This window comes from Halorussus vallis, from assembly GCF_024138165.1.
Classification (GTDB): Archaea; Halobacteriota; Halobacteria; order Halobacteriales; family Haladaptataceae; genus Halorussus; species Halorussus vallis.
The window spans coordinates 491,744-518,650 of record NZ_CP100000.1 but is presented as its reverse complement, the minus strand read 5'-3'; the positions used below and the strand labels follow the sequence as shown (position 1 = coordinate 518,650).

At 67.3% G+C, this 26,907-nt stretch carries 29 protein-coding genes; 13 read left to right on the top strand and 16 right to left on the bottom strand.

The window, feature by feature from the left end:
* Positions 1-49: 49 nt before the first annotated feature.
* The gene (locus NGM07_RS02790; RefSeq protein WP_253516642.1) at positions 50-997 is read left to right on the top strand and encodes a DUF7351 domain-containing protein; all 948 of its coding nucleotides are present in this window, start codon (positions 50-52) and stop codon (positions 995-997) included.
* Between the two features lie 20 nt (positions 998-1,017).
* Here the strand turns inward: NGM07_RS02790 and NGM07_RS02785 are convergent, their stop codons facing one another.
* Positions 1,018-1,869 (bottom strand): HpcH/HpaI aldolase/citrate lyase family protein, encoded by an 852-nt coding sequence (locus NGM07_RS02785; RefSeq protein WP_253516639.1) that lies wholly within the window; start codon positions 1,867-1,869, stop codon positions 1,018-1,020.
* Between the two features lie 223 nt (positions 1,870-2,092).
* Positions 2,093-3,100: an outer membrane protein assembly factor BamB family protein gene (locus NGM07_RS02780; RefSeq protein ID WP_253516636.1), complete on the bottom strand. Its 1,008-nt coding sequence runs from the start codon at positions 3,098-3,100 to the stop codon at positions 2,093-2,095.
* A gap of 372 nt (positions 3,101-3,472) precedes the next feature.
* Between NGM07_RS02780 and NGM07_RS02775 the strand changes: the two genes are divergently transcribed.
* Positions 3,473-3,973 carry a MaoC family dehydratase gene (locus NGM07_RS02775; protein WP_253516634.1) on the top strand — a complete coding sequence of 167 codons (501 nt, stop codon included), beginning with the start codon at positions 3,473-3,475 and terminating at the stop codon, positions 3,971-3,973.
* Between the two features lie 21 nt (positions 3,974-3,994).
* On the opposite strand, the gene NGM07_RS02770 is transcribed toward NGM07_RS02775, so the two are convergent.
* The 4 genes from NGM07_RS02770 to NGM07_RS02755 all read right to left on the bottom strand — a co-directional run bounded on the left by NGM07_RS02770 (position 3,995) and on the right by NGM07_RS02755 (position 8,530).
* Positions 3,995-5,041, bottom strand: a complete 1,047-nt coding sequence (locus NGM07_RS02770; protein ID WP_253516632.1) for a S1C family serine protease — start codon at positions 5,039-5,041, stop codon at positions 3,995-3,997.
* Positions 5,042-5,106: 65 nt separating this feature from the next.
* The gene (locus NGM07_RS02765; protein ID WP_253516631.1) at positions 5,107-5,478 is read right to left on the bottom strand and encodes a DUF5658 family protein; all 372 of its coding nucleotides are present in this window, start codon (positions 5,476-5,478) and stop codon (positions 5,107-5,109) included.
* A 289-nt stretch (positions 5,479-5,767) separates the two neighbouring features.
* The gene (locus NGM07_RS02760) at positions 5,768-7,573 is read right to left on the bottom strand and encodes an acyl-CoA carboxylase subunit beta (RefSeq protein WP_253516621.1); all 1,806 of its coding nucleotides are present in this window, start codon (positions 7,571-7,573) and stop codon (positions 5,768-5,770) included.
* Between the two features lie 72 nt (positions 7,574-7,645).
* The gene (locus NGM07_RS02755; RefSeq protein WP_382195403.1) at positions 7,646-8,530 is read right to left on the bottom strand and encodes an EamA family transporter; all 885 of its coding nucleotides are present in this window, start codon (positions 8,528-8,530) and stop codon (positions 7,646-7,648) included.
* A gap of 129 nt (positions 8,531-8,659) precedes the next feature.
* On the opposite strand from NGM07_RS02755, the gene gfo6 reads away from it, so the two are divergent.
* A complete protein-coding gene (gene gfo6, locus NGM07_RS02750) occupies positions 8,660-9,748 on the top strand; it encodes a D-xylose 1-dehydrogenase Gfo6 (RefSeq protein ID WP_253516616.1) in 1,089 nt (362 codons plus the stop codon).
* 96 nt (positions 9,749-9,844) lie between these two features.
* A complete protein-coding gene (locus NGM07_RS02745) occupies positions 9,845-10,306 on the top strand; it encodes a hypothetical protein (RefSeq protein ID WP_253516614.1) in 462 nt (153 codons plus the stop codon).
* A gap of 14 nt (positions 10,307-10,320) precedes the next feature.
* Here NGM07_RS02745 and NGM07_RS02740 read toward each other — a convergent pair whose 3' ends face one another.
* From NGM07_RS02740 to NGM07_RS02730, 3 genes are all read right to left on the bottom strand, one after another.
* Positions 10,321-11,169, bottom strand: coding sequence for a class 1 fructose-bisphosphatase (locus NGM07_RS02740; RefSeq protein WP_253516612.1), 849 nt, complete (start codon positions 11,167-11,169; stop codon positions 10,321-10,323).
* The gene (locus NGM07_RS02735; RefSeq protein WP_253516609.1) at positions 11,166-11,960 is read right to left on the bottom strand and encodes a class I fructose-bisphosphate aldolase; all 795 of its coding nucleotides are present in this window, start codon (positions 11,958-11,960) and stop codon (positions 11,166-11,168) included. Before NGM07_RS02735 ends, NGM07_RS02740 begins: the two co-directional genes overlap by 4 nt.
* A gap of 159 nt (positions 11,961-12,119) precedes the next feature.
* Positions 12,120-12,770: a DUF7409 domain-containing protein gene (locus NGM07_RS02730; RefSeq protein WP_253516606.1), complete on the bottom strand. Its 651-nt coding sequence runs from the start codon at positions 12,768-12,770 to the stop codon at positions 12,120-12,122.
* Positions 12,771-13,136: 366 nt separating this feature from the next.
* On the opposite strand from NGM07_RS02730, the gene NGM07_RS02725 reads away from it, so the two are divergent.
* Positions 13,137-13,997 (top strand): 3-hydroxyacyl-CoA dehydrogenase family protein, encoded by an 861-nt coding sequence (locus tag NGM07_RS02725; RefSeq protein WP_253516603.1) that lies wholly within the window; start codon positions 13,137-13,139, stop codon positions 13,995-13,997.
* A gap of 60 nt (positions 13,998-14,057) precedes the next feature.
* On the opposite strand, the gene NGM07_RS02720 is transcribed toward NGM07_RS02725, so the two are convergent.
* The gene (locus NGM07_RS02720) at positions 14,058-15,128 is read right to left on the bottom strand and encodes a phytoene/squalene synthase family protein (RefSeq protein ID WP_253516600.1); all 1,071 of its coding nucleotides are present in this window, start codon (positions 15,126-15,128) and stop codon (positions 14,058-14,060) included.
* 288 nt (positions 15,129-15,416) lie between these two features.
* Here NGM07_RS02720 and NGM07_RS02715 point away from each other — a divergent pair, with 288 nt between their 5' ends.
* Entirely contained in the window at positions 15,417-15,656 is a 240-nt protein-coding gene (locus NGM07_RS02715) for a hypothetical protein (RefSeq protein ID WP_253516597.1), read from the top strand.
* A gap of 144 nt (positions 15,657-15,800) precedes the next feature.
* Entirely contained in the window at positions 15,801-16,943 is a 1,143-nt protein-coding gene (locus tag NGM07_RS02710) for an acyl-CoA dehydrogenase (protein ID WP_253516594.1), read from the top strand.
* A gap of 40 nt (positions 16,944-16,983) precedes the next feature.
* Here the strand turns inward: NGM07_RS02710 and NGM07_RS02705 are convergent, their stop codons facing one another.
* On the bottom strand, positions 16,984-17,268 hold the full coding sequence (locus NGM07_RS02705; protein WP_253516592.1) for a helix-turn-helix transcriptional regulator: 285 nt from the start codon (positions 17,266-17,268) through the stop codon (positions 16,984-16,986).
* 105 nt (positions 17,269-17,373) lie between these two features.
* On the opposite strand from NGM07_RS02705, the gene NGM07_RS02700 reads away from it, so the two are divergent.
* Positions 17,374-17,649 carry a DUF7111 family protein gene (locus tag NGM07_RS02700; RefSeq protein ID WP_253516590.1) on the top strand — a complete coding sequence of 92 codons (276 nt, stop codon included), beginning with the start codon at positions 17,374-17,376 and terminating at the stop codon, positions 17,647-17,649.
* Positions 17,650-18,041: 392 nt separating this feature from the next.
* On the top strand, positions 18,042-18,251 hold the full coding sequence (locus tag NGM07_RS02695; protein WP_253516588.1) for a ribbon-helix-helix domain-containing protein: 210 nt from the start codon (positions 18,042-18,044) through the stop codon (positions 18,249-18,251).
* Between the two features lie 82 nt (positions 18,252-18,333).
* On the opposite strand, the gene NGM07_RS02690 is transcribed toward NGM07_RS02695, so the two are convergent.
* Positions 18,334-18,747 (bottom strand): JAB/MPN domain protein-containing protein, encoded by a 414-nt coding sequence (locus tag NGM07_RS02690; protein ID WP_253516586.1) that lies wholly within the window; start codon positions 18,745-18,747, stop codon positions 18,334-18,336.
* 194 nt (positions 18,748-18,941) lie between these two features.
* Here NGM07_RS02690 and NGM07_RS25285 point away from each other — a divergent pair, with 194 nt between their 5' ends.
* Complete coding sequence (locus NGM07_RS25285; protein ID WP_256524613.1) at positions 18,942-19,076, top strand: DUF7503 family protein; 135 nt, start codon at positions 18,942-18,944, stop codon at positions 19,074-19,076.
* A gap of 18 nt (positions 19,077-19,094) precedes the next feature.
* Here the strand turns inward: NGM07_RS25285 and NGM07_RS02685 are convergent, their stop codons facing one another.
* Together NGM07_RS02685 and NGM07_RS02680 are read right to left on the bottom strand one after the other, a co-directional pair.
* On the bottom strand, positions 19,095-21,155 hold the full coding sequence (locus tag NGM07_RS02685; RefSeq protein WP_253516584.1) for a CHAT domain-containing protein: 2,061 nt from the start codon (positions 21,153-21,155) through the stop codon (positions 19,095-19,097).
* 153 nt (positions 21,156-21,308) lie between these two features.
* Complete coding sequence (locus tag NGM07_RS02680) at positions 21,309-21,986, bottom strand: hypothetical protein (protein ID WP_253516568.1); 678 nt, start codon at positions 21,984-21,986, stop codon at positions 21,309-21,311.
* Positions 21,987-22,063: 77 nt separating this feature from the next.
* Here NGM07_RS02680 and NGM07_RS02675 point away from each other — a divergent pair, with 77 nt between their 5' ends.
* Both NGM07_RS02675 and NGM07_RS02670 read left to right on the top strand, forming a co-directional pair.
* Positions 22,064-22,747 carry a VOC family protein gene (locus NGM07_RS02675; RefSeq protein WP_253516565.1) on the top strand — a complete coding sequence of 228 codons (684 nt, stop codon included), beginning with the start codon at positions 22,064-22,066 and terminating at the stop codon, positions 22,745-22,747.
* A 294-nt stretch (positions 22,748-23,041) separates the two neighbouring features.
* Positions 23,042-23,686, top strand: a complete 645-nt coding sequence (locus NGM07_RS02670; protein ID WP_253516563.1) for a DUF389 domain-containing protein — start codon at positions 23,042-23,044, stop codon at positions 23,684-23,686.
* Positions 23,687-23,996: 310 nt separating this feature from the next.
* Here the strand turns inward: NGM07_RS02670 and NGM07_RS02665 are convergent, their stop codons facing one another.
* Together NGM07_RS02665 and NGM07_RS02660 are read right to left on the bottom strand one after the other, a co-directional pair.
* Positions 23,997-24,305 (bottom strand): DUF5779 family protein, encoded by a 309-nt coding sequence (locus NGM07_RS02665; protein ID WP_253516561.1) that lies wholly within the window; start codon positions 24,303-24,305, stop codon positions 23,997-23,999.
* A gap of 222 nt (positions 24,306-24,527) precedes the next feature.
* Positions 24,528-24,977: a ferritin-like domain-containing protein gene (locus NGM07_RS02660; RefSeq protein ID WP_253516559.1), complete on the bottom strand. Its 450-nt coding sequence runs from the start codon at positions 24,975-24,977 to the stop codon at positions 24,528-24,530.
* A 405-nt stretch (positions 24,978-25,382) separates the two neighbouring features.
* On the opposite strand from NGM07_RS02660, the gene NGM07_RS02655 reads away from it, so the two are divergent.
* The gene (locus NGM07_RS02655) at positions 25,383-26,603 is read left to right on the top strand and encodes a LeuA family protein (protein ID WP_253520137.1); all 1,221 of its coding nucleotides are present in this window, start codon (positions 25,383-25,385) and stop codon (positions 26,601-26,603) included.
* The last annotated feature ends 304 nt before the right edge of the window (positions 26,604-26,907 follow it).

Genomic DNA, 26,907 nt, shown 5'->3' with positions numbered 1-26,907 from the left:
AACTCTCTTCGTCGGACGTTATTTTAACGTCACGAGCGAACGCCCTCGCATGTCCGACGACGCCGACGTCGCGGTCGAGCGCCTTCCCCCGGACGAAGCGTTCGAACTACTGGCTCACGAGACGCGGTTCGCCATCCTCGAAACCCTGAACGACGCCGGGGGCGGGCCGCTCGCGTTCAGCGACCTCCGCAAGCGGGTTGGCGTCCGCGACGCCGGGCGGTTCAACTACCACCTCGGGAAACTCGTCGGGCGGTTCGTCCGTCGCGCCGATTCCGGAGGGGGCAATGCGTCGGACTCGGAAGATGGCGGGACCGACGCCGACGGTGACGCGACCGACGGGGGCTACGAACTCACCGCCGCGGGTCGGCGAGTCGTCGGGGCCGTCCTCTCCGGAAGCTACTCCAAGCGATTCGACGCCGACGCGCTGACGACCGACGCGCCGTGCCTGGAGTGCGGCGACCCGATGGAACTGCGCTTCCGCGAGGGCGGCGTCAAAGTCACCTGTCCGGACTGCGGGGACTACACGGACTTCGACATGCCGCCCGGAGTCTTCGAGGGGTGGCCGCGAGCGGAGTTGCCGTCGGTCGTCGCCCGGTGGCTCGACAGGATGCACTGGACCGCCGAGACGGGATTCTGCCCGACCTGCGACGGCCGCATCGACCGGACGGTCCACGCGTCGGCAGACGACGGCGTGCCGGTGTGGGTCCGCGACAGCGACTTCGAGGCCGTCGTCGCCTACGAGTGCGACCGGTGCGGCGACGGCTGGACCACCGTGGTCCCGATAGCTGTCCTCACGCACCCCGCGCTCGTCGCGTTCCACTACGAGCACGGCGTCGATGTTCGGCGGACGCCGCCGTGGGACCTCGACTGGCTCCGACCCGGACTCGCGGTGGTGGTCGGCGTCCGACCGCTCCGCGTCGAGGTCCCCGTCGCGCTCGACGGCGAGACGCGCCGGTTCGTCTTCGACGAGAACCTCGGCCTGGTCGAAGAGCACTGAGAGACGGATAAACCGCTACGCTACTCCTCTTCGGCGGCGCGCGCGTACGCCATGATTCGCTCGGCCTGCGCGATCAGCGGCGCGTCTATCATCTCGCCGTCGACGCGGAAGACGCCCCGGTCCTCGGCGTCGGCCTCCTCTCGGGCCGCGAGTACGCGCTCGGCCCACTCGACGCGCTCGGGCGCCGGGGTGAACGCCTCGTTGACGACCGACACCTGCGCGGGGTGGATGGCCATCTTGCCGTCGTAGCCGAGTTCGACCGCGAACTCGGTCTCCTCGCGGAGCCCCTCGGCGTCCTCGATGTCGGTGTAGACGGTGTCGATGGCGTCGACGTCGGCGGCGCTCGCCGCGAGCACGACGTGCTCGCGGGCGTGGAGCACCTCGGTCCCCTCGGCGGTCCGGGTCGCGCCGATGTCGGCCGTGAGGTCCTCGGCGCCGAACACCAGCGCGTCGACGTCCGGCAACTCGGCTATCTCCTCGGCGGCGAGCACGCCCGCGGCCGTCTCGACCAGCGCGAGGATCGGCACCGAGCAGTCGCGCTCGTCCAGCAGTCGCGAGAGCGTCTCGGCGTCGTCGGCCGACTCGGTCTTGGGGAGCATCACGGCGTCGAGGTCCGTCCCGCCGCCGACCACGGCCCGGACGTCGTCGTCGGCCGCGATGCCGGTCGGGTTCACCCGGACGCACACCTCGCAGTCGGGCGAGAACTCGGGGTCGGCCAGCACCTCTCGCACCGCCTCGCGGGCCTCGTCCTTCCGACCGGGGGCCACCGCGTCTTCCAGGTCGAAGACGATGACGTCGGCGCCCGCGCCGGGGGCCTTGCGGAGCATCTCCGGGCGGTCGCCCGGGGTGAACAGTACGCTTCGTCGTGGCATGTTCGGCACGACGCGCGCCGGCGGTTTAACGGTGGTCGAAACGCGCTCGGGGTCGATGCAGAAGGTCGAAATCGAGACGAACCGCGACGAAAACACGAACGCGCGCCGGACCTCGCTCCTCACGACGAGGTCCGGCGCGCCGAATGGCACGACAGTTCTCTCTCCCATCGCCCGGCACACCGGCCGAGAACGCTCGGCGACGCCGACCCGTCGGCGAAAGGGGTTACGCCGGCGGGTCGAGCGCGTACACCGTTCCGCCGCAGTCGCCGACGTAGACCGACCCGTCGGCGACGACCGGCGACGACACCACCGCGTCGTCGGCGCGGAAGCGCCAGCGCTCGGCGCCGGTTTCGGCGTCGAGTGCGACCACTTCGCCGCGGTCGTTGCCCGCGACGACGGTTCCGTCGTCGAGCGTCGGCGACGCCCAGATTCGCGCGCCGGTGTCGAACCGCCAGCGCTCCGTCCCGTCGGCGGCGTCGAGCGCGTAGACGCGCCCGTCGCCGCCGCCGACGAAGACGGCTCCGTCGGCGACGACCGGCGCGGCCCACACGCCCGCGCCGGTTTCGAAGCGCCACTGTTCGCGGCCGGTGACGGCCGAGACGGCGTGGACCCGTCCGCCGTCGACCGTCCCGAGGTACGCGAGGCCGTCGTCGACCGTCGGCGCACCGTGGACCGCCGCGCCGGGTTCGAATCGCCAGCGCTCGCGGCCGTCGGTCCGGTCGCGGGCGTACGCGCCGCCGTCGAGGCTCGCCAGTAGCAGTCGACCGTCGTCGACGGCGAGCGAGCAGACGGCTCTCGCGGCGTTCTGGAACGTGCGAAGTCGCGATCCGTCGACCGCGTGGACCGCCGCGACGCGGCCGCCGTCGTCGGCCGCGTACACCGCCGCTTCGGCGACGACCGGCGCGGCTTCCAGGCCGCCGGCCGTCGCGTACCGCCAGCGCTCGGCGCCGGTTTCGGCGTCGAGCGCGAGCAGTTCGCCCGCGTCCGTTCCGACGTACGCCGACCTCTTAGTGGTCGCACCGTCTGCGGCCGCCGCGTCGGCGACGGTCGGGGCTGTCGGTCGGCCGCCGGTGTCGAATCGCCAGCGCTCGGCGCCGGTTTCGGCGTCGAGCGCGTACGCGCAGCCGTCCGTACAGCCGAGGTACACCGTTCCCGAATCGACCGACGGTTCGGCGTCGAACCGGCCGTCGGTCCCGAAACGCCAGCGGACCCGTGGTTCGTCCTCGGTCACACGCTCAGTGCGGGCCTGTCCGACTCCCAGCGTGCGTGCGCGCGGCGACGGGAAGGGGTCCCCGTCGCCGCGCGCACCCGCCGGACCTCCGGCCGAGGGCGCTCGGCCCCGCGGCGTACTCGCCGCTTCGCGTCCGGAGGCGGAGTCGGCGCGCTCACATTCCCCTGTTCGCGGCGTGGCCCACTCGAATCGAGATGCGTCCTTGGACATGGATTAGGTGTCGGCTGTGTCAGACTGCGAAGGTACGTATTCAGACAGTACCCTTCGTTATGACCCGATTAACGACCGTTGCGATTCGTTTCATCCCGGGTAATTTCGTCGTATCGCCGTGAACCGTCGGGATTTTTGCTCCCCGCGGGCGACTCTGGTGGCATGACTGGACTCTACTACGAGGAGTTCGAGGTCGGTGCGACCTACGAACACGACAAGCGACGGACGATCAGCGAGTCGGACAATCAGCAGTTCTGCGACATGACGATGAACCAGCAACCGCTCCACCTCGACGCCGCCTTCGCCGAGGAAACCCAGTTCGGCGAGCGACTGGTCAACGGCCTCTACACGATGAGCCTCGCGGTCGGCGTCTCGATTCCAGACACCACCGACGGCACCATCGTCGCCAACCTCAGTTACGACAACGTCGAGCATCCGAATCCCGTGTTCCACGGCGACACCATCCGCGCCCAGTCGACTGTCACCGACAAGCGCGAGACGAGCGACGGCGAGCGCGGCGTCGTGACGATGCACGTCGAGGCGTTCAAAGTGAACGACGGGGACGGCGCGGGCGACGGCGGAGACGGTGACGATGAGGACGACGAGACGCTGGTCTGCGAGTTCGACCGGACGGTGCTCTCGCTGAAGAAGGAGAACCGGTAACGCCGGGCGAACCGGCGAGGCTCACTCCCAGTCTTCGACCCGCGCCAGCACGCGTTCGACCGTCTCGTGGAGCGAGTACGTGTTCGGGGACACCGCCTCGTAGACCTTCGCCGGGGCGGGTTCGGGGGCCTCGTCGGCCTGCTTGTACTTCTTGGGCGTCCACGCGTACGTCAGCCCGACGACTCGACCGTCGAGCGTGACGAGCGGCGACCCGCTACTCCCCTGGAAGGTGGGCACGGAGGTTCGTAGCTCCGGGTGGGTGCCGCCGTCGGCGCTCCGGTAGCGGACGCGCCCGTGAAACCGACCGAGCGCGATGACCCAGTTGCCGAACGCCGCGGGGTGGCCGACCTGCAACAGCGGTTGATCGGACGAGAGTCCCGACGAGTCGCCGGTATCCAGCGGACGACCGTCAGCGTCGGTCCGGAGCGCCGCGACGTCCGGGTCCCGGTCCTCGACGCGACCGACGACGGTCGCGTCGAGGCGGTCGCCGTCGAGGGTCCAGCAGTCGATTTCGTCGGCGCCGGCGATGACGTGGCTGTTGGTCACGACCAGGTCGTCTTCGAGGAAGAGCCCGGTGCCGTGGCCGACGCTGTCGGCACCCTCGGTCTGGACGAACACGACCGATTTCCGGACGCGCTCGCCGACGGTGAGCGCCTTCGACCGGACCGACTCGGCGAAGCGACTCCCCGAGTTTCCCTCCTTGAGGACCGAGATCTCCGCCTGTAGCTCGGTGATTCGCCGTTCGTGGGCCCGAATTTCGCCCCTGAGAGTCTCCAGTTCCGCGGTCCGGTTTTCGAGTCGCCGACGGAGTCTGCGCGTCTCGTTTCGCTCGGCGGCCAACCGGTCGGCGAGGCGGGTCCGGTTCGCTTCCAGGCGCCGACTCTCGTTCCGCTCGCTCCGGAGTCGAGCGCTGAGGTTGGCGTTCTTCCGTTCGAGTTTCCGGACGCGCTCGCGGAGTCGGGTTTCCTCGGCGGAGTCGCCGAACAGTCCGCCGGTACAGCCCGCGAGCGCCGTCGCCGCGAGTACCGATGAGCGTCGGAGGAGTCGCCGTCGGGACGTGGGTGGCACGTCCGGTCACTTACGGACCGGGTGTAAATGGATTGCGAAAAGGGAAATCGGGGACCGGACCCGCCTCAGAGCACGGTCGCGTACAGCGATAGGTTCACCACCACCGCCGCCGTCCACGGCACCGCCAGCCCCACCGGCACGAGGAGGACGTGCCGGCCTGCGAGGAACTGCCGGCAGAAGACGCCGACGCCGACCGCGAACAGCTTCATCGCGAACATCGCGGCGAAGCCGAACTGCTCCAGGGCGGCGCGGGCGACCGGGTTAGATTCAGTGAGTCCGATCTGGAGACCGTAGTAGGTCGTCAACAGGTCGCCGACGAGCGCCGCGGCGACCAGCACCCACAGCGCCCGCTCTATCCCCTCGACGTCCCCGAACGCGGCGGGGACGACGCGCTTTGCGCCGGTTCGAGTCAGCAACGGCGGTGCGTCCGAGCTCATGATGGTGTTCGTGGCGGCGCGGTCGAGACCGACCGGACCTCCTCACGATTCGACGAACGGGGGCTCGGACCATTGTTATACAGCTCCTTAGCCGCCGACGCGGCCGATTAATCGGTCGGGAAGGTTCGTCGCCGGTCGGGGGCGCGCGAGGAGAGAAGCGGCCGCTGGCGGTTCGAGACGGTCGTTCGAGGTGTTATTCGGGCGATAAGAGCCGGCAGGCGTGGCTTGTGAGCCGCAGAAGCCTCGGAGGCAAAGTTCGACGCCGAAACTACAGGAGTGTTCGTCGAATCTACAGTATCGTGCCGTGCTTCTTGTCCGGAAGCTCCTTCTCGACGTCCTCGTAGAACGCGAAGCGGTTCTCGAGTTCGGTCCGGAGCGTGCTCGGCGGCACGATCTCGTCGACGACCACCTCGCTGGCCATCCGGTGGATGTCGATGTCCTCGCGGTACTCCTCGCGGAGTTCCCGCTCCATCTCCGCGCGCTCGTCCTCGTCGTCGATCTCCGAGAGCTTGCGGGCGTACACCGCGTTGATGGCCGCCTCGGGGCCCATGATGGCGATCTCGCCCGAGGGAAGTCCGACGATGCTCTCGGGGTCGTAGGCCGGGCCGCCCATCGCGTAGATGCCCGCGCCGTAGGCCTTCCGGACGACGACGGTCTGCTTGGGCACCGTCGCCGACGAGGTGGCGTAGATGAACTTCTTGCCCTTCTCCAGGATGGCGTCCTTCTCGACCTGCGAACCGGCCATGAACCCCGGCGTGTCACAGAGGTACAGCAGGGGCACGTCGTAGGCGTCGCAGGTCCAGATGAACTCCGCGGCCTTCTCGGCGGCGTCCGGGAAGATGGCGCCCGCGCGCTGGGCCGGTTGGTTGGCGACGATGCCGACGGGTCGGCCGTCGATGCGGGCGAACGCGGTGACGATCTCCTTGCCGTACTCGGGCTTGAGTTCGAAGAACGACCCCTCGTCGACCACGCGGTCGATGACCTCGGTCATGTCGTAGCCCTTGTTCGGCTCTCTGGGAACCACGCCGTCGATGCCCTCCGGCGACTTCGCGGGCGCTCGGCCCTCGGTCTTCGGGGGCTTCTCGTCGGCGTTGTCCGGGAGGTACGAGATGAGATTCGCGACCAGTTCGCGGGCGTGTTCCTCGTCGTCGGCGACCAGGTCGGCGCTCCCGGAGTACTTGGCGTGGACGTCCGGGCCGCCGAGGTCCTGCATCTCGATATCCTCGCCGGTGACCATCTGGACCATTCGGGGGCTGGCGATGGCCATCGCCGACATCCCCCGGACCATCACGGTGAAGTCGGCGAAGACGGGCGTGTAGGCCGCGCCCGCGATGCAGGGACCGTAGAGGACGCAGATCTGGGGGACCCGTCCCGACAGCATCGAGTGGTTGTAGTAGTACTTCCCGATGCCCTCGCGGTTGGCGAAGAAGCCGGTCTGCTGGTCGATGCGTCCGCCCGACGAGTCCATCAGGTAGAGCACCGGTTTGCCCGACTTGAGCGCGCGCTGTTGCATCCGGAGGAACTTCTCGACGCCCTTCTCGGCCATCGACCCGGCCTTGACGGTGAAGTCGTTGGCCATGAAGTGGACCTCCCGGCCCTCGAACTCCGCGGCGCCGGTCAGCAGGCCGTCGCCGGGCAGTCTGTCGTCGTTGCCCTCCTCGACTTCGGGGCTATCCTCGTGCCAGGCGTCGAAGTTGGCGAACTTCCCGTCCTCGAACAGCATCCCGTCCTCGCCGAACCAGAGGTCGAGTCGGTCGCGGACGAACAGTTTCCCCTGCTCGGAGAGTCGTTCCTTGTACTTCTCGGGACCGCCGAGTTCGATGTCCTCTATCTCGTCCCACAGCGCCTGCTCGCGCTCGGTGGGACCGTAGTCGTCGGTCGCCGCTTCGGCCGAAGCGGCGACCGACGACGCCGAGGCCGACGTCGATGCCGAAGGCGCCGACCCCGCCGGTTCGGCGGGTCCCCCGCGGACCGCCGTCGGCGTGTCGGCGTCACCCACGTACACCTCTACCTCGTCGCGGACGTGCTGTGCGAGCGCCTCCGCGATGGCCGAGGCCTCCTCGTCGGTCGCACCGTCGCTGACGCGGACTTTCATGTCCACGAATGCGGCGAGCGATTTCAAACAGTTTTCCCTTTGGGTTCGGTGGAATTTGCCGCGACCCGATTCTCAGCCGAGCGCGATGAGCGCGATGCCGACGACGGCGACCGCACCCGCCACCAGACGGAGCGCGAACCGGTCCTCGCCGAGTAGCACGCCGCCGAGGACGACGGCGACGACCGCCTGGGTGTTGAGAATCGGCGAGACGACGCTCGCGGGGAGGACGGCGAACGACTGCATCATGAGGTGGGTCGCGACGGCGACGGCCGCGCCCGCCGCGAGGAACTTCGGTAGTGCGGCGGCGAACCCCGAGGGCCACTGGCGGACGGCGATCGGGAGCAACACCGCCGCTACCCCGCCGGTGTAGACCAGCGCCCAGACGTCCGACCGGATGCCCACGCCCTGCAACAGCACCCGGGTCCCCACGTCCACTCCGGCGTAGAGCGCGGCGCTCGCGAGCGCCAGTTGGGCGGGTCGGTGGGTCGCGGCCCGCCGAATCGGCGCGAGAGGGCCGGTGTGCTGGTAGTTGGCGAGGTAGACCGCCAGCGTGGCGAAGCCGACGCCGACCACCTGTTCGGGCGCGAGGTGCTCGCCGACCAGGAGCACTTCGAGAGGGAGCGTGAACGCCGGGACCAGTTTCCCGAGTGGCGCGACGTAGGAGACGTCGCCGGCCGACAGCGCGTACAACAGCGCGAGGTAGGCGACGGCGCTGGCGACGAGGACGAAGCCGACGAGTCCCAGCGCCGGAAGCGTTAGCTCGCCGGTCACCGGGCCGTCGGCGGGGCGGAGCAGGACGTACGGGAGATACCACGCGACGGCGGCCGCGTTCGCCGTCACGATGACCACCGCCGGCGGGTACTCCGAGAAGTATCGTTTCAGTTCGAAGAGGTAGCCGCCCCAGACGAGCGCCGCGAGCGTCGCGTACCAGATGCCAGTCCCGACCACGACGGCCATTCTCGGCCCGGCGAGATGAATGGCCCGGCCGCGTTCGCGAGAACGCCTTCGCTGGCTCGCGCTACCGACACGCCCGCTCCGGCCCGCGCCACCGACACGCTTTCCGGCCTGCGCGCCGACGACCGAGGCGTGAACTTCGACACCTACTTCGGGGACTTCGCGGCGCGCGACTGGCAGACGACCGACGAGGGGACGGTCCGGTTCGCGCTGGTCGGCCTCGGGGAGTTCTCCCGCGAGCACGTCCTGCCCGTGATGGAGGACACCGACTTCTGCGAGGTGACGGCGCTGGTCAGCGGGTCGCCCGAGAAGGCCCGCGAAGTCGCCGACGAGTACGACGTGTCGACGACCATCGACTACGAGGAGTTCGGGGCCGGCGAGTCGAGCAAGGCGTACGACGCGGTGTACGTCGCGGGGCCGAACGCGCTCCACCTCGACCACGCCCGGACCGCCGCCGACCACGGCAAGCACGTCCTCTGCGAGAAGCCCATCGAGGCGACCGCCGAGCGCGCCCGCGAGATGGTCCGGGTCTGCGAGGAGGCGGGCGTGACGCTGATGGTCGCCTACCGGATGCAGACCGACCCCTCGATGCGCCGCCTACGCGAGCTAATCCGGGACGGCGCGCTGGGCGACCCGGTCGCGTTCCACGGCTGGTTCACGGGCCACATCCTGGAGAACGGCGGCGGCCCCGACCAGTGGCGCCTCGACCCGGACCTCGCGGGCGGCGGCGCGATGATGGACGTGGGCGTCTACCCGCTGAACGCCGCGCGGTTCCTGTTCGACGCCGACCCGACCGCCGCGACGGCGACGACCCGTACGCCCGACGAGACGTTCGCCGGCGTCGACGAACATGTCACCTTCCAGTTGGAGTTCCCCGGGGCCGCCACGGCCGCCTGCACCGCCAGTTACGAAGCTCAGGCCGACGACAGGCTCAGGGTCATCGGTACGGAGGGTCAGGCGAGTCTGAACCCCGCGTTCAACTCCGAAATCAGCCCGAAACTCACCGTCGAACGCGACGGCGAACGCGTCGAGTACACCGGCGAGTTCGTCAACGAGGTGGCCGAGGAGTTCGACTACTTCGCCCACTGCGTCCTCACGGACGCGACCCCCGAACCCGATGGCCACGACGGTCTGGCCGACATGGAAGCCGTCGAGGCCATCTACGAGTCGGCCGAAAGCGGGCGGAAAGTCGAGGTCGGCGAGTCGGACGCCGGGAGGTAGCCGGGCAGAGACGTCGGGGAGACGGCGAGGAGACGTCGGAAAGCCTCGACGGCGACGTGCCAGGGTTTATGTCTCATCGGGATACCAGTGATTCGCATGAAACGTTCGGCCTCTCTCGCGTTCGCCCTCCTCGGTTTCGTCCTCGGAGCAGTCGGACAGATACGGAATCTCGCCCCCGCGCTCTTCTCCGACTCGACGCCGCGCTCGCTCGGTTTCCCGATGATGGTGCTCGGCTTCGTTCTCTTCTTCCTCTCGACGGTGGTCGTCGCGGCGATCGGCTACTGGGCCGGAAGTAGCGTCGACCTCTCCCGCGAGTTCGCCGGGTTCACGCTGACCGCGGGCGTCGTCGGCGGACTGGGATTCCTGGTCGGCGGTGCGGCCGTCCTGCTCGCCGCACCGCTCTCGCCAGCGGATACGTCGCTCGCCATCGTGTTCGGGGTCGGTTACAACGCCCTGACGAAGGCGGTGTCCATCGGACTGCTCGGACTCGCAGGTGCGTCGGTCGCACACTTCCGGGGCGTCGGAGCGTCGGGCGCGAAAAGCGAAACGGAGCGGTAGCGAAGCGAGACGGGTTACGTGAACGTCGACTCCAGTCGCTCGATGAGGTCGGCGTTGCCGACGTAGACCGGCGTCCGCTGGTGGAGGTCCTCGACGTCGGCGTCGAGTAGCGACTCCGCGCCGTTCGAGGAGCGCCCGCCCGCCGACTCCACGATGTAGGCGATGGGGTTGGCCTCGAACTGGAGGCGGAGTTTCCCCTCGGGTCGCGAGTCGAGTTCGGGGTAGCCGAACACGCCGCCGTAGGTCAGCACCTGGTTTACGTCGCCGATCATCGCACCGCCGTACCGGAGTTTGAGTTCATCCTCGACTTCCCGGGCGTACTCGGCGAAGCGGTCGGTCCAGTCGGGGACGCGGCCGCCGAAGCCGTACACCGTGGGGTCGTCGGGAAGCGAGACATCCTCGCGGACTGCCCGTCTGCTTCCGTCATCCTCTATCACGTACTCGGTGACCTCACCCTCGCGGGCGACCACCATCGTCGTGATGGGGCCGTAGAGGACGTACGCCGACGCCACGAGGTCCGTCCCCTTCGCGGGGAGTTCGTCCTCGTAGACCGCCAGAATCGTCCCCATCGAGTTGTTCGACTTGAGGTTCGACGACCCGTCGAGCGGGTCGACGGCGACCGCGTAGTCGCCGCTCCCGGCGTCGACGACTTCCTCGCGCTCCTCGCTGGCGAACTGGCCCACGCCGTCGACGGCGGCGAGTCGCTCGGCGAGCAGTTCGTCGGCCCACACGTCGGCGGCCATCTGCGTCTCGCCGCTGGGGTTCTCCTCGTCGGCCTTCCGGCGTCGTCCCGGGAGGCCGGCGCGGATCTCCGGGGCCGTCGCTGCGACCGTCTCGATAGCTTCGGCGATGGGGTCGTTCATTCGTCGAGCGCTTCGTCGGCGGTGGCGCCCTCGAAGATGACCTGCTCCAGCGCGTCGAGGATTCGCTGGGGGTCCTCGCGCTGCCAGACGTTACGTCCGACCGCCAGGCCCGACCCGCCGGCGTCCATGACAGCCTCGACGCTGGAGAGGAACTCGTAGTCGCTGACCTTCGACCCGCCCGACATCACGACGGGCATGTCGGCCGCCGACTTGACCGCCCACTCCATCGACTCGCGGGTGCCGGGGTACTTGACCTTCGCCATGTCGGCGCCGAGTTCGAGCGCGATGCGGGTCGCGTAGGCGATGACGCTCTCCTTGGTGTCGTTCTTCAGCCCCTGGCCGCGCGGGTACGACCACATGACCACCGGCAGGTCGTGCTCGCGGTGGGCGCGCTCCTGGACGTCGCGGAACTCCTCGTACATCCTCGGTTCGTGGTTCGACCCGGAGTAGACGGTGTAGCCCACGGCGTCGGCGCCGAGTTCCGCGGCGTAGTCGACCGTCCAGTTGGTCGGCGAGTACGGTTCGCCCATCCAGAGGTTGCTCGTGCCGTTGAGCTTCGCCAGCAGGTTCACGTCGTCGTCGTACGACGGATAGTAGGTCTCGGCGACACCCTTCTGGACGGCGAGGGCGGTGACGGCGTCGTGGGTGGCCGTCTCGAAGACCGTCTCGGGGTTCAGCGATTCGGGCACCGAATCGAAGTCCGCCGACGGACCGTGTTCGAGACCGTGGTCCATGGCGAGAATAAGAGATTTACCGTCGCGCGTCACTGGGGAGTCGGTCAGCGGAATCATCCATTCCAAACTCCGATAACCTCACATAAGAGTCTAATGGTCAGCTCGACGGTGAGACAGACGTTCACAGATGGCGTTTTCGCCCGAAAGAGGCGACGTGAGCGAGTTCGAGCGCCCGGCGAAATTACTACTCAGATAGTAAAAATAGAGCTAGACCGATCAGGCGAGTCTGCGGGCCGCCTTCCACCACTCGACGACTCGGTCGTGGTCGAGGCTCAGCGAGTCGGCGACGTGTTCGGGGTCGGCGGTGGCGAGACTCCGAACCGAGGTGACCCCGCCCTCCGCGAGTCGCTCGGCCACTTCGGCGTCCACGCCCGGCACGTCGGTCACCGGGTCGGGCTTGCTCCGCTCGCGCCAGGCGGCCTCGGCGGCCTCGGCCGCCCCGCTCCCGTCGGCGGTCGCGGTGGCGGTCGGTTCGGGGTCGGCGTTCTCCCAGTCGCCGTTGCTCGCGGCGACCCAGGCGCGCTCCTCGTCCTGCAGTCCGCGGACCTTCGACGAGCGGCGTTCGAGGGAGTCCTCGTCGCCACCGAACGACCAGTGGAGGGAGTGTTCGCGCCGGAGGCGGGTGGCGACGCCGGGGTTGACGCCGGCGTCGACGAGCATCTCGTAGGAAATCGTCTTCTCGGCGATGCCGGTCGCGTCGAAGTCGGCTTCGGCGAGGACGTCCGCGGTCGCCGGGCCGACGAAGCGGATGTCGGTGACCGACCGGAGGTCGTCGGTCGATTTCCGGGGGTCGTCCGACGCCTGCGCGTCGGACGACGGCGTCTCCGCGGCGTTCGTGTTCTCGTCGTCAGGGGCGTGTTCGCTCACGGGACGTCACCAGTTCATTTCGGACTCACACTCATCTGTCTTGAATGTTTTGTATAAGGTGAAAGAGTCGTGTACGCAAATCCGACCGTTCGAAGTTCGCTCGCGCGAGTTCACTGTCGGCCGATTTTCGAGGCCCCGTCAGGAATCGGCGTCGACGGAGTTCTGGGACCGGTTCGCAGCGGTTCGAACTTTCAGGAGATGTGCCGTCTCCCTCGAACGGAGCGCCCTCCAACCCATGTCGACGTGCGGAGGGGAGACGAATCAGCCCGGGGGTACGTGTATCTATCTGGAACGAACGTGGCAGAGTCGCTCGTCCGCCCGGCCACCTTCGGTAGGCTTACGGCCCGACCGCAAGTATTGCCGGGCATGGTACGAACGCTCGACGACATCGAGACGGTCGGCGTAGTCGGCGCGGGAACGATGGGAAGCGGCATCGCGCAGGTCGCGGCCCAGAACGGCTACGACGTGGTAATGCGCGACATCAAGGAGGAGTTCGTCCGGAACGGCTTCGACACCATCGAGGACAGCCTCGGACGCTTCGTCTCCAAGGAGAAACTGAGCGAGGAGGAGGCCGAGGCGGCGAAAGAGCGCATCGAGGGGACGACGGAACTGTCGGACCTCGCCGAGTGCGACGTCGTGGTCGAGGCCGCCGTCGAGAACATGGACGTCAAGCAGGACATCTTTGCCGACCTCGACGAGGCGGTGCCGGAGGACGTGATCCTCGCCACGAACACCTCCACGCTCTCGATCACGACCATCGCCGCCGCGACCGAGCGCGAATCCCAGGTCGTCGGCCTCCACTTCATGAACCCCGTGCCGGTCATGACGGGCGTCGAGGTCGTGGTCGGCGAGAAGACCTACGACGAGGTGACCGAGTTCGCCCACGAGTTCGCCGAGGCGCTCGGCAAGGAAACCTGGGAGTCCGACGACAAGCCCGGCTTCGTCACCAACCGCATCCTGATGCCGTGGATAAACGAGGGCATCCGGGCCTACGACGAGGGCGTCGCCACGAAGGAGGACGTCGACAAGGGGATGAAACTCGGCACGAACGTCCCGATGGGGCCGCTCGAACTCGCCGACCACATCGGTCTGGACATCTGTCTCGACGCGAGCGAGACGTTGTTCGAGGAACTCGGCGACCGCTACAAGCCCGCCTACCTCCTCAAGCGAAAGGTGGACGCCGGAGACCTCGGGAAGAAGACCGGAAAAGGATTCTACGAGTACTGAGTCGACCCCCGGACCGGCGGTCGACTCGGTTCGACGTGCGGTAATTCGTTCTCTCTCGCGTCACGTCGCGTCGGTGCGGTGGAGCGGCCCCCGGGCAATGGCCTCCCGAATCTCGCCCACGGCTTCCCGGTCGGCCCCCGCCGCGAACGCCGCGATGACCGCGTGGACCTCCTTGCGAGCGATCTTGATGCCGGCCTCCCGGAGCGCGTCCTCCGGTCGGTCGCGGACCTCCCGGAGGGTGCCGACCGCCAGCAGGTACGGGATGGCCCACGCCGCGAGCGTGTTGCCCCGCTCCAGCGGGACCGATTCGAGGTACGCCTGGGCCTCGTCGAGGTAGCCTCGCGCCCGGTCGGCGGTCCGGCGGACGACAGCGGCGACGCCGGCCCGGTTCTCGGGGTCGCAGACCTCGTCGGGCGAGACGCCCTCGTCGCGGAGCCACGTCTCGGGGAGGTAGACGTTGTTCTCCTCGTGGTAGTCGAGGTAGACGTCCTTCGAGATGTTGACCAGTTGGAGCAGGCGGCCGAACGACTCGGCGCGCTCGTACAGTTGCTGTTCGCGCTCGGGGTCGACGTCGCCCCGGGTGGCGAGGTTGGTGATGAGTTCGCCGACGGTGCCCGCGACGTAGTGGCAGTACTCCTCGAGTTCGCCCGGGGTCTGGATGCGCAGGCCGCCGTCGTCGGCGTAGCGGTCGACGAACATCTCCATCCCGGAGACGAGTTCGCGGACCGGTTCGCGGACCGCCCGGCGAATCGAGGGCGGTTGGGCCTCGAACGCCCGGAAGGCGCGGTCGACCTCGGCGACGACCCGCCAGTCGTCGTCGCACTCGTCCTCGGGCGGCAGCCACGATTCGACCTTCCGTTGGAACGTCTCGACCCCGGTCGAGTCGTCGGGGTCGAGCGCCCGGTCGTAGGCGTCGAGCAGTCGGGCCTGCTCGTCGGCGGGGATGTGTCCGGCGTCCTCGACCGTATCGGGGACTCGACAGAGGAGGTACCCGATGCAGATGGCCGAGGCCATCGGCTCCTCTAGCACGTCGATAGTGATGGCAAACGTCCGAGAGACGCCCTCTACGGCCTCGAAACACCACTCCGTTTCGGGGACCGCACGGCGCTCGCTGGGAGGCTCCGTGTCCATTGACTTTCGACACCTTGGACCCCGAGCCTGAAAAGCTTGAGCAATGAGACAGGGATTTCTTCCAACATTACTGAGGTTTACGTGATTCTGACCTCCCGGAGAGAACTTGGTTGCGGTCGGCCGACGCCCCCGATTCGGGGTTTCGTCGTCCGGACGGCGTCGGGGACAGAACCGTCCCCCAGTACCGCCGCGGTTCCCAGTACGGAATCGGGGCTATCTTCGGATTTCCCGGTCGACCGGGCCGGACTCGTCCAAATCCTTTTGCCGGACGCGGTCGTCTTTCGCGTCATGCCACCGAGTCCGAAGGACGCCGCGAAGGTGCTGGTCGGCGCACCGCTGGGACTGAACAAGGGGAAATTGAACGCGCTCTCGTTGGTCGCGCAGGCGGCCCTGAAACTCCGGAACGGCAAGCCCGCGCAGGCGTTCCTCCTGCTCGGGATGGCGAGCGTAGCCCACCGCCACAAGGGGCTGTCCTTCCTGGTGCAGGGTGCGGTCGCGGCCGACGACGTTCGCCGGAAACTGTTCTGAGGACGAGACGCGAGGCGGCCCTCGCGTCTCGTAAGTCGTCGCTTCGCTCCTCGCTCGCTATTTTCGAGGGGCGCCGAGCGTGAGCGAGTCGCCCCTCGCACCCGAAGGGAAAACTAAAGGACCGATTGGACGCAAGTTTTGCGCATGGACTTCAGCCTCTCCGCGGAGCAGAAGCAGATTCGCGACATGGTCGCGGAGTTCACCGACGAGGAGATAAAGCCCCGGGCGGCCGAAATCGACGAGGAGGACGAGTTCCCGGCCGACCTCGTCTCCGAGATGGCCGAACTCGGCCTGATGGGGATGCCGTTCCCCGAGGAGTACGGCGGTGCGGGCCTCGACTACCACTCCTACGCCATCGGCCTCGAAGAGATTTCGCGCGGGTCGGGCGGCCTCGGCACCGTGGTCGCGGCCCACACCAGCCTCGCGGGCAACATGCTCTACGAGTTCGGCGACGAGGACCAGAAGCAGGAGTACCTCACCCCGCTCAACCGCGGCGAGGACATCGGCGCGTTCGCGCTCTCGGAGGCCGGCGCGGGTTCGGACGTCCCCGCGATGGACACCACCGCCGAGAAGGACGGCGACGAGTACGTCGTCAACGGCGGAAAGCTCTGGATATCGAACGGCTCGGTCGCAGACACCGTCACGCTGTTCGCCAAGACCGACCCCGAGGCGGGCAACAAGGGCATCTCGTCGTTCGTCGTCCGTCCCGAGGAGGACGACGGCTTCTACGTCGAGGGCACCGAAGACAAACTCGGCGACAAGGGCTGTCCGACCGCAGAACTGCGCTTCGACGACATGCGCATCCCCGAGGACCGCCTGCTCGGCAACGAGGGGCGCGGGTTCGTCCACGCGCTCAAGACGCTCAACGGCGGGCGCATCACCATCGCGGCGCGGTCCATCGGCCTCGCCCGCGGCGCGCTCGAAGACGCCCTGGCGTACTCCCAGGACCGCGAGCAGTTCGACCAGCCCATCTCGGAGTTCCAGACCATCCAGCACAAACTCGCCGACATGGACACCAAGGTCCAGGCTGCCAAGATGCTGATGCACCGCGCGGCCGACCGCAAGATACGCGGCGAGGACTACATCAAGCACGCCGCGCAGGCGAAGCTCTACGCCTCCGAAATTAGTCGGGAGGTCGCCAACGAGGGCATCCAGATCCACGGCGGCTACGGCTACACCAAGGACTTCCCCGCCGAGCGGTACTACCGCGACGCCAAACTCAACGAGATCTACGAGGGGACCAGCGAGGTCCTGCGTAACACCATCGCGAACGAACTGCTGAACTGACGCGGCTCCGCCTTCGGCCTCTCTCTTCGAACGTTTTCGCTTACTCGCTCGGCTCAACCCGCTCCTTCAGCCACTCGTAGTGCGCTTCCAGCGTGCGCTCGCCCGCCCCCGTGAGCGCGTAGGTGTCGTAGATGCCCTCCGTCCGGCGCTCGACGAACCCCTTCTCGACCAGCGAGTCGAGCGCGCCGTAGAACGACTTCGAGTCGAAGTGGCCCTCGTAGTGGGCTTCGAGGGTGGTCTTGAGCTTCTGGCCGCGGAGTTCGTCGGCCTCGTACAGTAACGCGCAGAGGTCCCGGCGACGACCGCTCTGGAGCCACTTGGTCATGGTCGTCCGGTTGAACTCCGGCGGTACGTCAGTTTCGCTTGCGCGCCGGGTCGCCGGTCGCCGCGAATCGGTAGCTTCGACTATCGGGACTCCGAAGCCCCGGCCATGACCGACCGCGAAGCGAGCGCCGGCGGCGTCGCCGCTCGCTACTACGAGACCGACGACGAGCGCGTCCTCGAATTCGACGGCGACGGGGCCACCGCCGCCATCGCCCAGAACGTCGAGGGCTACGCGATGCTGAAGGTTCGCCCGACCGCCGACGGCGATGAACTCGAACGCTACTACGGATTCGACATGGCGCTCGACCACGCGGGGGAGTTGCTGGGCGTCGACCCGAACGACCTCCCCGTGCCGGAGGCCGCGAGCGACATGGGGATGTGAAGGGGAAGTTCGGTGATCGACTGGGGCTATGGGACGAACGCTTCACTGCCCAGCGGAGCGCAGACCAAACGTCGATCGTCCCCGGCCGATTCGCTCGTTCCTTGTAGTCACTCGCTCATCTTTCGGGCGAGGTTGGCGCGGCACGTGACCGCGCCAGTGCGCGGGGTTCTAAGAACAGAAATTCGTACTTTCGCAGACGACCGGTGAATCAACCGGCAGGGTGGGACTGAAAGGGGCCGCGCGTTCGAAGATTCTCTCGTTGCAGCCACTGCCTCAGTCGATGATGTTCGTGGTCGGCAGAGGACGACTTGTAACCGTAGGACCGACCTAGAAACGACTCCGACCCGCGGGAGGACACAAAATCTATCCCGCGCGGCGTCCCACCTTCGGGTATGACGGAGTACACCACGGTGTCGATTCCGAAGGACCTCGCCGACCGGGTCGACGAAACCATCGAAGGAACGAGTTTCTCCAGCACGAGCGACCTCGTGCGGTTTCTGCTCCGGAGCATCGTCATCCAGCACCAGAAGGAGGGCAGACTCACCGAGGCGCAGTTCGAGGAGATAACGGGCCAACTCCGCGAACTGGGGTACCTCGAATAGTCGTTTCCCGAACGGTCGAACCGACGACGCCGCGGCGTCGTGGGTTCGACCGCTCTCGTTTCCGGCGCCGTCCCGCCGACGGTCAGGCCAACGACTCGGTCGGCGGTTCGGCGTCGAGGATCTCCAGGGGTTGGCGACGGCCCGAGCGGTCGAAGGCGGCAAGCGATGCGTCGTCCCAGGGCGGTACCGCGACCAGCATGGCCTCGGCGAAGTCGTCGGTCCTGTCGACACCGAGGTTCCCCTTCGGGTGGGAGATGAACCGGCCCTGGGTTTGTCCGGCGGGAATCGAGAGGTCGACGCCGAACACGGCGGTCAGCGACCGGCCTGTCTCGGGCGGGTAGAAGTGCGTGAACACCGGCGTTCCCGCGGGTGCGTCGGCCTCGCCCTCCAACTGCTCGACGGGCGTCACCGCGAGCGCGATCGTCAGCGCCTCCGGTTCGGCCCCCGCCGCGAGTTCGAGCAGCGCGTCGACGAGGCCCCGAGTGACGTAAACCACGCCATCGCTTGGTCGCGTTCGGGTATAACGCCATCGCCCACCCAACGTGACGGAGCGCCCTGTCTTCGCCGCTACCGCGACGAACGTTGAGCGCGTTCCGATCGTCTGCCAACTGTCCGCTTCTCGTCAGACGATTATCTGTCGAACCTATTGTCAAAAAATTTATATTGGTGGCGAGTGGAGTTGCGGCTGTCATGGCAGAGACTGACATGAGCACGTACTTCGCAGAGAATCCGCGAATGATGGGCGTCCTGTTCACGATGGTGCTGCTACTCACCCAGGCGGGAAGCGCCGCCGGCGCGTACGCGGGGACCTGTATCGGACCGTAAACCGCAAACGGAAGAGAGCTACAGCGAGTCGACGTCGATAGACCGACTCCACGCGAACTCACCGTCTATTCTGACCGGAACGTTCTCGGCGCTCAGCGTCAGCGCCAGTTCCTCCCGGGTGAGCGAGAAGGGTCCGTGCTCGCCCGACACGAGGTGGTACTCGTCGCCGCCGACGTGCGGCGTGAAGAACCCGCCCATCCCGCCCTGATTGGCGACGTGTGTCCTCGGAGTTACCTCGAAGTCGGTTCCCTCGGTGTCGACGTCGAGGAGCACCGCGAGTCCGCTTTCGGTCTGAACGACGTCGACGTTGCCGTCGCCGACGACGATGTACCGGTTGCCGACGATGCTCCGGCCGCGCGCGATGGACAGCGCCGCGCGCAGCGGGAACCCGCGGTTCAGCAGTCGAACCATCGTCTTCCCGACCCGGACCGCGCCGCTGTTGATGACGTCGCTCAACGTGACGACGCCGCCGACGCTCCCCGCCTCGACGAGCGCCAGTCCCTGTTCGTAGGACCTGCACGCGTTGAGGATGAAGGCCTCGACGCCGACCGACTCCAGGGTCGTCGCGTCGAGGTGGCCGTCGGCGCACCGGAAGCCTTCCTCGCCGATGTGACCGATGTAGTGGAGGAACGCCGCCTCGGTTTCGAGCACCGCTCGCAGTTCGTCGGTGGTGAGGTCGCGCCGGACCGTCACGTCGAACGGGAGGTTCTCGCGGGAACCGTACACCTCGGCCGCGAGGTCGCGCTCGTCGCCCATCTCCGTGTCGTTGCAGACGACGGTGATGTCGACCGTCTCCGCCGAGACGTCGCGGGAGAGCCGATTCCTGAACGCCGCGGTCGTCGCCTTGCTCGCGTCCATCGGCGCGTGGTCGCCGATCCACGCCTCCTCGACCGAGTCCGACCGCTCCGGTCGGACGACGGGAATCTCCGCGCTCGAGTCGGCCGTGCTCCGGGTGAACTCGGAGTCGCGGGCGAACTCCCCGATGACGTCGGACTGCCGCGGTAGCGAGCGCGTCCGGAGACTGGGCGTCCGCACGACCGCGAGGTCGTTCACGACGAACGGGAGCGACTCGACGTTCTCCGCGGTCGGCGTCACGTGGGTCGTCAGTTTCCAGGCCGGGACGTGGTCGGCGACGACGCTCCACGGAACGGAGAGGTACGCTTCGATTCGCTCGGCCAGCGGCGCGTCGTACAACGCCGCGAAGTCGAGGTCGACGAGCGGTTCAATTTCGGTTCGCTCGTGGAGGTCGACCTCGTAGTAGCCCTCGGTCCGGACGAGGCAATCGAGGAGGAACGTCCGCTTCAGGGTCCGTTCGACCGCCCGCTCGTAGCCCTCCGGCCCGTCGAGGTCGTAGGCGAATCCGCTTTCGGTGACCAGTCGCGGCGTCGAACCGGGGACCACCTCGGCGCCGAGGTAGAACGCCAGCGGCGCCGCGACGAAGACGTACCGGTGCTCGGGCGGCAGTTCGAGCCTGATGCCCGTTTCCGGGACGTCGAGTTCGGGCGGAATCCGGAGTTCGTCGCCGAGTTCGACCAGCGGCGGGTGTCCCCGCAGGGTCGGGAAACTCCGCTCGGGCGAGGTGGTCTTGAGCGCCGACCCGAACGTCGAGACGGCCTTCATCACGTCCCGCGGGTCGGCGGTGGTCGTCACCGTCGCTTCGGGGCGCTCGTGGTGGGAGCGAGCGCCGACCCGCACCTCGGTTTCGGGGGCGAAGTCGAGTCGGACGCGGTCGCGGTCGGCCGCGACCGAGATTCCGCTCTCGACCCGGAGGTAGACCTTCATCGGGGCGCACAGTTCCACGTCGTACCTCCCCGGCGGAAGCTCGCGGCTGGTCCCGTTGACGATCTCCTGTTCCATCGACCCCTCGTCGTCCCGGACGTAGCCCACGACGACCTGCGGCAGGACGACGCGGTCGGTGGTCACGGCGACGGCGGCGTCCACGGGGAACGCGAAGTCGTCGGTCGCGACCGGTCGCGGGTCCGGACGCCCGGAGGTGTGGAGCGCGAACGACCGACGCTCGATGCGGTCGCGTATCTCGACGCCCGGCGGCCGGGCCAGCGATTCGAACGAGACGGTCACCGGCCGCCTCCTCCGAGACTCCCCGCTCGTACCCCTCGGACGATGCTCACGGTGGGGATTTGAGCCGATGGCGACAAAAATTTACCGCCCGCAAGGAGTAGTTTCCGTCGGGAGAGTGGTTTCCGTCGAATCGTTCGACCGGAACCCCGCGAGTCAGTTCGTCAGGAGCGCCCGGACCGTCCGCACGAACAGGCCGGGCGCTCGGCGGCGCGCGCCGCCGAGCGCCGTCGACAGCGCGTCGCCGGCGCCGTCGAGGATGCCCCGGCCGTGCCCGACCAGCACGCGCTCGGGTCGGAAACCGCGGAGCACGCGCGGCGGGGTCAGCCTGAGCATCGGGTGGACACCGAGGCGTTCGCCCTTCGCGCGGAAGAACGGGGCGGTCCCGACCGCCTCCGGAACGACGAGCGTCCCGGTTTCGCCGTCGTAGAGGGCGGCCTCCTGCCAGCCGAACGAGTCGACGACCTTCAGCAGGCGGTAGTCCGACTCGGGGAGTCCGTTCTCGAACCCCCGAACCGGGGCGGTCACGTCGTCCGGTCGGTCGAACCACGAGGGGACGTAGACGGGAACGTCGTGACGCCGCGCGATTCGGTCGGCGTCCCGGTAGTGGCGGTTCAGCAGGACGACGACGCCTTCGACCTCGCCGAACTCGCCGACGAGGTCGTCCACGTCCGGCGCGTCCACCGGGTCGACCACCCACACCGCACCGTCGACGGCGAGCGCGTGGCTGGCGCGCTCCATCGACTCGTCGGGGTGGGCGATCCAGCCGACGCCGCCGTCCCAGCGGTCTATCTCCTCGAAGTCGGTCGCCGGGTTGCTCCGTTTGAGTGGCATGTCGGCGGCTACGGACTCGACCTACAAAGACCCCGTTCCCGACGGTTTAAGCGCACGGCTCGCGTACCTCCCGAGCGATGCTCTCGGGGTTGCGCTGGCTGGCGCTCGAAGCGAAGGATCTCGACCGCGCCCGCGCGTTCTACGAGGACCACCTCGACTTACCGGTCGTCGACGAAACCGACGGCGAAGTGGCGCTCTCGGCGGGGGAGACGGAGCTACGGCTTCGCGAACCGGGCCCGGTGCCGCGAGGCGGCGTCCACACCCACTACGCCTTCGCCGCGCCGCCGGACCGCTACGAGTCGTGGCGCGACCGCCTCGACGCCGAGTTCGACCTCTCGGAGTTCGACTTCGGCGGGTCGCGGTCGCTGTACTTCTACGACCCCGACGGGAACTGCGTCGAAATCGGGAGCGTCGGGTCGGGCGAGGACGCCATCTCCGGCGTGTTCGAGATCGTCCTGGAGGTCGAGGACCTCGCGCGCGCCGAGTCGTTCTATCGGGCGCTCGGCTTCGAGGCGGTCGACCGGGGTGACGAGCGACGTCGGGTCCGACTCGCCGGCCCGGTCGACCTCGAACTCTGGGAACCCCAGCGCGGCATCGCCGACGCCCGCGGTGGACTCCACGTGGACGTTGGGTTCTCGGCCGACGACCCCGACGCGGCGGCCGACGCCGTCGCCGACCGGGCGTGCGCGGTCGAGGAACTGGACGGCGACGGCGGCGTCCGCGTGCGCGACCCCGACGGCCACTACCTGACGTTTCGGTGACGCTCTGCGTTTCGAGGGAGTCGCCCGGGTTTCCTGAGAAGACGCCTATCAGTAGCTTGTAGCACGGTTTCTTTGCCCAGTTTCGAGTCCGTAGCTAATCCGATGGTTTTGATCAATGTGTGGTGCGAATTGACCATGAGAATTATGTCAGTTACAGATGGTATTGCGGGGTGCGTGCTGAACACAGAGGGTAGATGGGGCGAAGAAGAGTGCAATAGTACGGCAGGAGTTCCATCATTAGACACTCTCGCATAGTCGCAATTGTTTCAACCGACACGCCCGTGTTTCTTCGATATGTCTCCCGGAGTCTCACTCGTCGAAAAGTGTGAGAACCTCAACGAACAGGTCGGCCTTGATACGTCGTATCTTGTTTTGATGACGATGTCCGGTGTGCTTGCTGGCGTGGCTCTCCTAACCAACTCGATTCCAATCCTCATCGGCGCGATGGTCGTTGCCCCGGCGTTGACGCCTTTGGAACTCGTTTCCGCTGGCCTTGCTGCCAACCGGTTGAATCGAGCCGGATTCGGGGTCTTGGTCGCGTTCGTCGGTCTTTTGGCTGCGACTGCTGGGGCTATCGTCACGACGATGATACTGAACACGACAGGAGTTCTCCCACCTGAGGCGAACCTCATCGAGAAACCACTACTCGAGGAACGCGTTACGGTCGGCTGGTACAGCGTCGTTGCTGCTGCCGCGGCGGGTATCGCGGCGGGGATAGCGACCGACGAAGATCGGACAGACACGCTAGTCGGCGTCGTCGCTGCCCTCGCACTCGTCCCGGCCGCAGCTGCTGGGGGAATAACATTACTGTCACGAGCGCCTGCCAAGGCCAGTGGCGGCCTGCTCTTACTCGTCGTAAATGCAGGCCTCGTCGTGATAACTGGGACGGCGACACTCTGGCTCGACGCTCGTGGCGATAGTAAAGCGCACACGGGCTAATAGAACGTACCTATCGCCTGTTTCGATCGTCCATGCCGAATCGAACGTACTCCTATGCTACACTCACCCTCTGTATCGAACGATTCCAGTAGCAAGCTTTGGACCATCTCTTGCGAGATACGCGCCCTCTATTCAGCACGCTGTTTCTAACAACTGTAGGTCAAGTCGTCGGTGGCAGTGATAGACACACGCTCTGTATTGAGCGACGGTTACACGGACAGTTATGAATAAAGAAACCATGCTACCGACGGCTGCTATACGTCCGATTTGCGTCCCGCCGCCGACCGGCGGTGGGATGCGACTCGGCCGGCTATCGGAGTCGGTCGGCGTCGATGCTCACGTCGGCCGGCGAGACGATGAGGAACTGTCGGAAGTGCACGACGTTGCCGCCGCGCTCTTTGACCATCGGCGCGAGGTCGCCGGCCAGGTCGCTCAGGTCGCCGTCGACCGAGAGGACGAGCACGTCGCCGCGGTCCACGACGTCGAACCACTCGCGCTGGTCGCTCGTCGCGTCGAGCACGCCGAGGACGATTCGGCGTTCTCCGGGCGTCTCCTCGTCGCTTTCGGGCTGTATCTCCTGCTCGACCGTCTGGAGGTCGAGGTCGAAACCACTAGTCATACGCGGTCGCTCGCACTCCCCCGGCAAAATCCTTGCCCCTGCTGAAATGTCGGAACGTTTGCTAATATCGCTCGGAGTTTCGGGTCAGGTCGGGCGCTCGGGAGAACGTCGGTTTCCCCGAAACATCGCCCGTCGAAGCGTCCGCGGAACGCCGATAAAATTTCGCCGTCGCTCGCTCGGCCGCGGCCGTGTGAAGCGCGACTCGATGCTGTCGCGACGTTACTAACTCTCGTACTCGCGCTTGAAGCCGCGGAACTCCGTCCGGTGGGCCTCCTCGTCGGCCAGGATGGTGACCGCGATGTCCTCGGTCACGGGGTCCTCGTCGCCCGCGGCCGTGATGAGTGACCGGTAGGTTTCGATGGCGTCCTCCTCGGCGTCGAGCACGCCATTGATGACCGACAGCACGTCGGTGCTGTTCTCCGGCGGTTGGAGGCTCTCCTGCCGGGCCTCGAAGTCGTAGGAGGCCGGCGGGCGCTCGTCGAGTTGCTTGAGCCGCTGGCCGAGCAATTCGGCGTGGCCGAGCTCCTCCTGGATGTCGGCTTCGAGGCTCTCCTTGACCTCTTCGGCGCTCACGCCGTCGAGGACGATGGAGTTGGTCAGGTAGTTCATCACTGTCTCGATCTCGTCGGCGTAAGCCTTCTTCAGCAGGTCGGTAACTTCCTCGTTCGCCATAGCATCGGAGCTACGACGCCCCCACACTTAGGCGTGTGGCCCCCCGGAAAGCGCCGTTTCGAGTACGACCGGGCAGTGGGCGTCGGTAGGTGCCGGACCGTGGCTCGAAGTGGCCCGACGTTGTGCGAGTAGTACCCCGACCGTCGCTCCGCAGTGGCACGCGAGTCGCGCGCCACTGCGCGAACCCGTGACGTCCGTCCGAATCCCGCGCCGGACTCCACCTTAAGTCAGCTATCCGACGCAGGCGTATTAGGATGTATAAAGACGTATCCACAGTATCAGGTCGTTGCTTGCTTGCGGTTTTGTCTGTCCGGTGTCCGTCCGGACCTGTCTCGCGCCCGACCGCACCTGTCTCAGCGGTAGCCTTAAATAGGAGAATGGCCCCACGTCAGAGTACAATGTCAGATCACGACATGCACTCCTCCGACACCAGTCGGGGGGGTCGAGTTCTTCGAGGGTACGTTAGCTACCACTACTGAGTTCGAGTCTGTACGGGTCTTCGACACCACCCTGCGCGACGGCGAACAGGCACCGCGTACATCCTTCTCCTACGACGAGAAACGCGCCATCGCGGCCGCGCTCGACGAGATGGGCACCCACGTCATCGAAGCCGGGTTCCCGGTCAACTCGGACGCCGAGTTCGAGGCCGTCAGCGACATCGCCGCGAGCACGTCGGCGACGACCTGCGGGCTGGCGCGCGTCGTCGACAAGGACGTCGAAGCGGCCATCGACTCCGGCGTCGAGATGGTCCACGTCTTCGCGTCGACCAGCGACGTCCAGATCGAGGATTCGATGCACGCTACGCGCGAAGAGGTCAAGGAACGCTCCGTGAGCGCCGTCGAACGCGTCGCGGAGTCGGGCGCGACGCCGATGTTCTCGCCGATGGACGCCACTCGGACCGACGAGGCGTTCCTCGTCGAGATGGTCGAGGCCGTCTCCGAGGCGGGCGTCGAGTGGATCAACATCCCCGACACCTGCGGGGTCGCCACGCCGACGCGCTTCGCCGACCTGGTGAAGACGGTCAAAGAGCACACCGACGCGCGCATCGACGTCCACACCCACGACGACTTCGGGTTGGCGTCGGCCAACGCGCTGGCCGGCTTCGAGGCCGGGGCCGACCAGGCCCAGGTTTCGATCAACGGTATCGGCGAGCGCGCGGGCAACGCGGCCTACGAGGAGGTCGTGATGGCCGCCGAGGCCGTCTACGGCGTCGACACCGGCATCGAGACGACTCGCATCGCCGAGATCTCCTCGATGGTCGAAACCTACAGCGACGTGCCGGTGCCGGCCAACAAGCCGGTCATCGGCGACAACGCCTTCGCCCACGAGAGCGGCATCCACGCGGCGGGCGTCATCGAGAACAGCGACACCTTCGAGCCGGGCTGCATGACCCCCGAGATGGTCGGCGCCCAGCGGGAGTTCGTGCTGGGCAAGCACACCGGCACCAACTCGGTGCGCAAGCGCCTGGACGAGCGGGGCTTCTCGCCGACCGACGACGAGGTCCGGGAGGTCACGCGCCGGGTCAAGGACCACGGCGCGGAGAAGAACCGCGTCACGGTCGCCGACCTGGAGCGGTTCGCCCGCGAGGTCGGCGTCTCACGGAAGGAACGGGAGGCGAGCGCGTAATGCCCGTTCCGGCGTTCGCCCCGACCCGCCAGCCGCGCGCGGCGGGCGTGACAGGGTCGGCCGGTTCGCGCAATCGTTGCCCGGCGAGTAAGGGTTATAACCTTCCGGCACGGTACACTGTCCATAACGATGCGACGGTCGCCGTACGCTCCGCAGACGCCCTCGCAGACCGAGAGCGTCGCGGCCGTCGAGCGCGTGATTATTGTAGGGGCCTGAGCCCCTACTACACCTCTCCTCCGAATCGGTTTCCAGTTTGCATCGTCTCCAGAGCCAGCGCGCGCTCGACCGCCGAACGTGACACGAA